Genomic DNA, 6,119 nt, shown 5'->3' on the forward strand with positions numbered 1-6,119 from the left:
CCCTGTCGCGCCTTCTCGCCCTGTACGAACATGCCAGGTCGTGCCGCGCCTCGAACCGCAACGGCGCCTCCTTCGGCCCCATGGGCTGCGAGTGGGAGGACATTGAGTACGCCCAGTACATGCTCAACGAGGAGGTCGGAGAGGGGCGCAAGCTCTTCCCCGGCGGCCTCAAGCCCCTGAACCGGCCCAAGGCACTCGCCCGCCTCGCCAAGGTCGGTATAGACCCCTACCGCTACCTGCCTTGTTCCTCGCCCGAGGCCCGTCTACATTGAGTCCTGGGATCGAGAGATCTCTGCTCGGGTCTACTTTGCACCACACTGTCGACCAGACCTTCGCCCGCCCGGTGACCCCGCGGCGGGCGTTGTCGTTTCAGGGGGCATGGTGCCTTGCCAAGGCCGTAGGCAAGATCCGGGGGCCATGATGCTCTCCCCTGCCATGCCCCATCCCCCCACCGTTTCCGCCCGTGCCCGGCGCGAGGCCGACCGCGACCGCAAGCGCGCCGAGCGAGCCGCCCGCAGGGAGGCAGGCGCGCCCGATCCGCGGGCTCTCGACGCCGCCCTCGTCGACGCCCTCCGGGATGCCCTGCAGGGCACGTCGGGGCATGGCGCGCTCCGCCCCTCCGTGCGGCTCGACGACATCCTCAGGCGCGCCCTGGGGCACCTGCGCGGGCGCACGAACGGGGGCGTCCCGCTGCAGCGCGAGGCCGTGCACCAGGCCCTCTCCAACCGGTTGGCACCGCCTGCCGTCTGAGACCCTGGGAGCCCGCCAGGCAGGCCCGTCCCCCGTCCCGGCCCCTCTCACCCCGTCCCCATCGAGGCCCGCCCAGCCCCCTCCAGGGGCCTTGTCGTGTGAGGCCGTGAGGCAAGGTTCGGGATCCGGATTGTCGGTTGCACGGGGGGCCGCGAGGTTGGCCGGGTGCGGCGACGCATGAGGCTTGATCCCCTCGGGGGCCGGGCAGCCCCGGTCCCCGTCCTGCCCTCCCCGGGGTCCAACAGGCCCGGAAGGGGGGTGGGGGTCACGGGTCCTATCGGGAGGGGCGAGAACTTCAAGTCCCGGCGGCAAAGGTCCCGCGCGGCGCCAGAATTCAAATCGGGGTTCGCACCCCACAGGTTCGCAGGGGCCCATGGCTGTTGATGTAGCCGTTGAGGAACAGCGCCATGACGCGCACGCTACTGGCGCATCCGAAGATCAGCGCCGTGTTGGCCTCGCTGAAGCCCATCTCGGCGATCGGCCTCAGTGCGTTGCGCTCCATCGTGTCCCCCGGTATGGCGAGCGTGAAGGCGTTCAGCACCATCATCGTCGCCATGCACCACTCGAACAGGCGGTAGGTGCTGTAGGGGCCGGCGGAGTGCATCGGCAGGAGCGGGCGGCGAGCGGCGCCGTTCGAACCGGGCATGCGCCCCTCCTGCTTATCCTCGGGCCATCCAATCCGCCTCGCGCAGCTCGTCGGCCGTCACCGTGCCGGCGCCGATCTGCAGGCAGGAGATCTCGCGCGCCCTGAAAGGCGTCCGCCGCCACCTGGCAGAGCATGCCGGCAAGCGCGCCGCCGCGGCCGACGAGGTCCGTGCCGCCGCCGCCCGCCTGGGCCTGCTCAAGGCGCTAGCCACGGCCCGGCTCGTCATCCCCCACGTCGAGCTCGTCGAGATCGTCTCGCAGCTAGACACCCCGCAGGAGGCGTGATGCGCGCCCTCTTGCGTCTCACCGTCGGCACGGCACCGGCGTGTCACGTCACCACCGGCGCCATCGCCACCATCGCGTTCGTCGCCGCTGGGTATGGGGCTCCCCTGTTCGCCGCGGCCCTGGTGACGGGAGCCTGGGGCCTCGCGTTCTGAGGCCACCTTTTCATCACGATGGTCGTGGCCACGCCGCCGACGTCCTGCAGTCAACATCCACGACTTCAACAACCTGTTAGAGGAAGCGGTCTATCGCTTCGCCCAGATCGTCCACGACGGCCGATAGCCTCAGTGATGGCGCTGTAGGTTAGCAACCGATGACCTCAGGGCACAGCATTCTCAATGCGGTTGAAGCTATCAATTTAGGTGAGTTTGATACTCATCCCTTGTGAGCAAGCGCATCTCCGTTCGGCCGCCGGTGTCTAATCATGCGTAAATTTTCAGGTCTGTCCTACGCAATCCAGAGCGGAACCTCGATGACAATCCGTCGCTGATGCTGACTTTCGAAAGTATCATAAGGATATACAGAGCTTGATGCTCAAACCCAGTGCCGAAAAATTTTTAGCCGGCGCGCTTGCTGATTTTGTTTGGCCATTTCCGTGGACTATGCCACTCCTGTTTATGGATCTAAATATTATTTAGGACAAAACCCATCAACGATCTATCGGAGGTCCAGCGTCACATGTACGAACATCTCGGAAATCCCAACCCATTTGCCAACTTAAGGTGCGTGCTTCTATCCGTTAGCGCGCATTGTATGTACAAGTCACTTCGTCATACTACCAGAAATGAACTGCAAATATTATTCAAAAGCATTGGGATGAAGGGGTTTCTTCTCGAATTCGAGCTATCAAGCCTTGCAGATCCGCATGGCACTTCAATTAGCTCTGACTATATTCGCGGCAAGGTTGACGCCTTGATCGAGGACATACGCGCCACTCGGGCCCCCTCAGATCTCGCTGATCGTCTTGAGACGGCAGCGCGGGCGGCCTGGAAATGGCTTAGCCATGCGACATCGGCCCAGCTTTCTGAGGCCCTCGCTAACTCTATTATGCAGGTTAAAGCTGATAATAGCGATTCTGTAGTAAGTAGTGATATGGCAGAATGTGCCTAAAGCACGATCCGAGCGGGTTGAATCGTCTGGGGCGCCGGTTGCGCTGTATCTCGTAGCCGGCTGTCCTCGCCTTTTCGGCCCGGTGTTCCACGGCTCGTGAGCGAGGCTTTCTAGGCGCCCTGATCGGTCCGCACCTTCGGCTGTCGTCTGCGCGCTGAAGCTCGATCTCGATGCGGAAGCCGCGCTCCAACTCGTCGACCGAGATCTCGGGCCATCGGTCGAGGATGGCGTCGACCCACACGTCGGGGCTGTCTTCCTGGCGGATGCCCTCGCCGTTGATGAGCATCTGCGCTACCGCGGCGGAGAGGTCAGCCATCGGCGTCGCCCCTCCATCCCGCCGCTCTCGCGCTCGCAGCGGCCACCGCTGCCTCGGCCGCCTCAGCAAGGCGGACTCGGGCAGCATCGCAGGTGAAGCGGATCGTCTCGTCCTTGAAGCGTGTCTTCGGCAGGAACACGGTCAGCTCCTTGCTGATGCCGTGCCGCTGAAGGCGGGCGCCGCGCACCAGGGTTGGGCCGCAGACGAAATCGAAGCGGGCTATGACGCCGGCCGAGATCGCGCCCGGCTCAAGGTTGAGGTCGATCCGAGTGATGCGCGCCTCGCTAAGCTCTCGCGGGCGACTCACGGCTTCTGCTCCCGCCCTGCGGCCTCGCGATCGGCGAGCCAAGCAGCGACGGCGCCGCGGCGGGCGCAGACGGTCTTTCCGACCTTGAAGGTCGGAAGGCCGTGCGACTCCTTCAGGTGCTCGGCCTGCCGCTGTCGCCAACCAAACGCGGCGGCGATTGCAGGCATACCATAGAGGACATCATCGGGGCTCGGGGGGCGGTCGGTCATTGCTCTCCTCGTGCGTAAAGTCATGCGTAACGGAAGTGCCCGGAAACCGCGGGGAATGACCGTAAGCTGTTGATTTCATTGGACTCGATCGGGCGCGAGCTTCACCCATAGAAAAAGCCGCCCAGAGGCGGCTAAGTCTTTGATGTTAGATGCTATATTTCCGAGACAGTGATAGCACCCCCGGGAAACTGCTTGTGCGTCAGCGTCGAGCCGGCGTCCCGAGATTTCGCGTCCCCGAACAGGTCCCGCAGCACCTTCGTGTCGCGGATCATCGGGGCGAGCCGGGAGCGATGTAGGCTGTTTGGGCGCCGACGCCGGTGATCCAGGCCTGAACCGACTTGGCGACGAACTCTGGTCCGTTGTCCGAGGCGCACACCGCGTGCGGCGGTGTTCACCGCACTTCCACCATTGGCATCTGCCAGCGGAATAGCGGCCCCTCCGGCGGCGCGGACCGAAGCACGGAAGTGGCGCATCCGCCCGAACAAGCCTGAAGCGAACTCCTGACCCAAAGCAGGCCCTCGCCACGTCCGCTTTCGGGCAGTCTGATAAGGGGCACGAGCGCTCGATAGTGGCCGAAAGCGGACCGGCAGCTGTCGGCGTCCAAGCATTGAAAGCGGACGCGTGATAGGCCGGCGTTCGCGCGCCGCGCCCATCCGTGACCGGGTTTGCGTCATGCCCCTTGCGTTGGCCTGGCCCGTAACCAAACCTTTTCCCGGGCGGCGCGGCGTGCTGCCGGGCTCGGGCGGCGGATCACCGTGATCATCTCCTACCAAACGAGGGAACAGCAGGTTCTCTGCTGTAAGATCGATGAGGGCGAGGCGACATTCGGTGCCCCCGCTGCCCAAGCGCTCGTCGCAACGATAGCCGACCTCGAAGCGTTCGAGACGGCGGAAGAGATGGTAGGTTTCTGGCCGGGCGTTAAAATCTCGGGTGACAAGTCTATCGAGGTGGAGATCGGCTCCTACTTCCGTGCGACACTCGTGCCTGCCGGGGTCAGATTCGAGCGCTCCGCCGACGGCGTGCCGAACTGGTCCACGGTCCGGTATCTTAAGCTGGTCGAGCTTGTCAGTTGTCCATGATCCACGAGCAGTCCCTCCAACGCGACTGGTTCTCCAAGCCGGGCGACTCGGTGCTCTCGCTCATGGAGCGACGCAATCTGAGCGCTGTGGACGTGTCCGCTTCGCTGGACGGCGGCATCGAGACGCTGCGTGGGCTGGTCTCGGGCAGCGTCCGGATCGACGGCAAGCTCGCGGACAAGTTGGCCTCGGTCCTCGGGGGCACCCCGGGCTTCTGGCTCAGGCGTCAATCCGGGTACGAGGAAGCGTTGGAGCGGGTCGTCAGCGCCGTCGTGTCAGGCCACTTTGTCGAGTGGCTGGAGCGCGTGCCGATCCCGGGCTCGACCGGGCGGGCGAGAATGACCGAGGGCGAGAAGCGCTCCGCCGTGCGGCAACGACTGGCGTTCTTCAACGTGAACGGGCCAGACGCTTGGGCACGGCGTTACGCCTCGACCAGCGAGACGCGCTTCAGGACGTCAAACTCCTTCTCGTCCAGCGAAGGCGCCACGACCACATGGCTGCGGCTTGGCGAGCTTGAGGCGTCGTTGATCCAAACGGGGTGCTGGGATCCCGACGCGCTGCGCACGCTCGTTCCCGAGATCCGGACCCTCACGAGCATCAGCCAGCCCGCCCGTTTCCTCCCGAGGCTCAGGGCCATGCTCGGCAGCGTCGGGGTGGCCCTGTCGGTCGTACGCGCGCCCGACGGGTGCAGGGCCAGCGGAGCAGCCCGGATGCTCTCGCCGACGAAGGCCATGGTCCTGATGAGCTTTCGGCATCGCTCGGACGACCATTTCTGGTTCACGCTCTTCCATGAGCTCGGTCACCTGCTCCTTCATGCAGGGGCCACGTTCGTCGATGGCGAGGGCACGACCGCCGACGAGCACGAACGCGAGGCGAACGAGTTCGCGCGTGATTGCATCATTCCCGCGAGCCGCCGTGCCGAGTTCGAGGTCCTGCGCCCGGACCGCACCGCAGTGCTGCGGTTCAGCGTATCGGTCGGGATCGCCGCGGGCATAATCGTCGGCCAGATGCAGCATAGCGGGATGATCCCCTACGACCGCCTGAACACCTTGAAGCGGCGTTGGAACTGGGACGACATCCGCGAGGCGCTGCCCTAGCCCTTGAAGTGGACGAACCTGTCGGGGCTCTTCTGCCAATTGCAGAGAGCGTCCTCCATAACCGCCATGCCCACGCCCAGGTCCCGGTCGAGAACGTCGAGCCGCGCCTGCAGCACGTGGAGCGGCGTCGCGCTCCGCGCCTGCCCGTCGAGGAGCAGGCGGGCTCCCATCGCTGGGCCGGTGGCGCCGTCGAGGTAGGCGGACCCGGCCGCTATGGGCGCGATCCGGTATCGACCGATCAGGGAAAGGTAGTCGAAGCGGGCGAGCCGACCGAAGGTCGGCATCGGGAGCTCGCGGTAGAGGACGTCGAAGATGGCGTGGGGGTCG

The 6,119-nt window shown here is 65.1% G+C and carries 11 protein-coding genes and 1 pseudogene; 7 read left to right on the forward strand and 5 right to left on the reverse strand.

The window, feature by feature from the left end; all coding sequences use genetic code 11:
• On the forward strand, positions 1-272 hold a 272-nt coding region (locus MFF42_RS22450; RefSeq protein ID WP_238257892.1), incomplete at its 5' end, for a hypothetical protein.
• 145 nt (positions 273-417) lie between these two features.
• Positions 418-750, forward strand: coding sequence for a hypothetical protein (locus MFF42_RS22455; RefSeq protein WP_198580455.1), 333 nt, complete (start codon positions 418-420; stop codon positions 748-750).
• Between the two features lie 334 nt (positions 751-1,084).
• Here MFF42_RS22455 and MFF42_RS22460 read toward each other — a convergent pair whose 3' ends face one another.
• The gene (locus tag MFF42_RS22460; RefSeq protein ID WP_238257893.1) at positions 1,085-1,396 is read right to left on the reverse strand and encodes a hypothetical protein; all 312 of its coding nucleotides are present in this window, start codon (positions 1,394-1,396) and stop codon (positions 1,085-1,087) included.
• 62 nt (positions 1,397-1,458) lie between these two features.
• Here MFF42_RS22460 and MFF42_RS22465 point away from each other — a divergent pair, with 62 nt between their 5' ends.
• From MFF42_RS22465 to MFF42_RS22475, 3 genes and pseudogenes are all read left to right on the forward strand, one after another.
• Positions 1,459-1,680, forward strand: coding sequence for a hypothetical protein (locus tag MFF42_RS22465; protein ID WP_198580454.1), 222 nt, complete (start codon positions 1,459-1,461; stop codon positions 1,678-1,680).
• Positions 1,680-1,832 carry a hypothetical protein gene (locus tag MFF42_RS22470; protein ID WP_198580453.1) on the forward strand — a complete coding sequence of 51 codons (153 nt, stop codon included), beginning with the start codon at positions 1,680-1,682 and terminating at the stop codon, positions 1,830-1,832. Before MFF42_RS22465 ends, MFF42_RS22470 begins: the two co-directional genes overlap by 1 nt.
• 19 nt (positions 1,833-1,851) lie before the next feature.
• Positions 1,852-1,950: pseudogene (locus tag MFF42_RS22475) on the forward strand (alpha/beta hydrolase); the annotation flags it as partial.
• 781 nt (positions 1,951-2,731) lie between these two features.
• Here the strand turns inward: MFF42_RS22475 and MFF42_RS22480 are convergent.
• Genes MFF42_RS22480 through MFF42_RS22490 form a run of 3 tightly spaced genes read right to left on the reverse strand, consistent with a single transcriptional unit; the run spans position 2,732 to position 3,619 of the window.
• A complete protein-coding gene (locus MFF42_RS22480) occupies positions 2,732-3,103 on the reverse strand; it encodes a hypothetical protein (protein ID WP_198580452.1) in 372 nt (123 codons plus the stop codon).
• Entirely contained in the window at positions 3,096-3,410 is a 315-nt protein-coding gene (locus MFF42_RS22485; RefSeq protein WP_017483150.1) for a hypothetical protein, read from the reverse strand. The genes MFF42_RS22480 and MFF42_RS22485 overlap by 8 nt, the downstream gene beginning before the upstream one ends.
• Positions 3,407-3,619, reverse strand: a complete 213-nt coding sequence (locus MFF42_RS22490) for a hypothetical protein (RefSeq protein WP_017483149.1) — start codon at positions 3,617-3,619, stop codon at positions 3,407-3,409. Before MFF42_RS22490 ends, MFF42_RS22485 begins: the two co-directional genes overlap by 4 nt.
• A gap of 755 nt (positions 3,620-4,374) precedes the next feature.
• On the opposite strand from MFF42_RS22490, the gene MFF42_RS22495 reads away from it, so the two are divergent.
• Together MFF42_RS22495 and MFF42_RS22500 are read left to right on the forward strand one after the other, a co-directional pair.
• Positions 4,375-4,698 (forward strand): hypothetical protein, encoded by a 324-nt coding sequence (locus MFF42_RS22495; protein WP_017483147.1) that lies wholly within the window; start codon positions 4,375-4,377, stop codon positions 4,696-4,698.
• Complete coding sequence (locus MFF42_RS22500) at positions 4,695-5,792, forward strand: ImmA/IrrE family metallo-endopeptidase (RefSeq protein WP_017483146.1); 1,098 nt, start codon at positions 4,695-4,697, stop codon at positions 5,790-5,792. Before MFF42_RS22495 ends, MFF42_RS22500 begins: the two co-directional genes overlap by 4 nt.
• Here the strand turns inward: MFF42_RS22500 and MFF42_RS22505 are convergent.
• Positions 5,789-6,119 (reverse strand): alpha-glutamyl/putrescinyl thymine pyrophosphorylase clade 3 protein (locus MFF42_RS22505; RefSeq protein ID WP_444980422.1); only part of this gene is annotated, 331 nt, incomplete at its 5' end. The two genes, MFF42_RS22500 and MFF42_RS22505, sit on opposite strands and share 4 nt — an antisense overlap.

Source organism: Methylorubrum podarium (assembly GCF_022179745.1).
In the GTDB taxonomy this organism is placed as follows: Bacteria; Pseudomonadota; Alphaproteobacteria; order Rhizobiales; family Beijerinckiaceae; genus Methylobacterium; species Methylobacterium podarium.

Excerpts from the sequence above, each read along its gene's own strand:
- MFF42_RS22460 (WP_238257893.1), bottom strand. The coding sequence starts at position 1,396 with ATGCCCGGTTCGAACGGCGCCGCTCGCCGCCCGCTCCTGCCGATGCAC.
- MFF42_RS22470 (WP_198580453.1), top strand. The coding sequence starts at position 1,680 with ATGCGCGCCCTCTTGCGTCTCACCGTCGGCACGGCACCGGCGTGTCAC.
- MFF42_RS22455 (WP_198580455.1), top strand. The coding sequence starts at position 418 with ATGATGCTCTCCCCTGCCATGCCCCATCCCCCCACCGTTTCCGCCCGT.
- MFF42_RS22480 (WP_198580452.1), bottom strand. The coding sequence starts at position 3,103 with ATGGCTGACCTCTCCGCCGCGGTAGCGCAGATGCTCATCAACGGCGAG.
- MFF42_RS22500 (WP_017483146.1), top strand. The coding sequence starts at position 4,695 with ATGATCCACGAGCAGTCCCTCCAACGCGACTGGTTCTCCAAGCCGGGC.
- MFF42_RS22490 (WP_017483149.1), bottom strand. The coding sequence starts at position 3,619 with ATGACCGACCGCCCCCCGAGCCCCGATGATGTCCTCTATGGTATGCCT.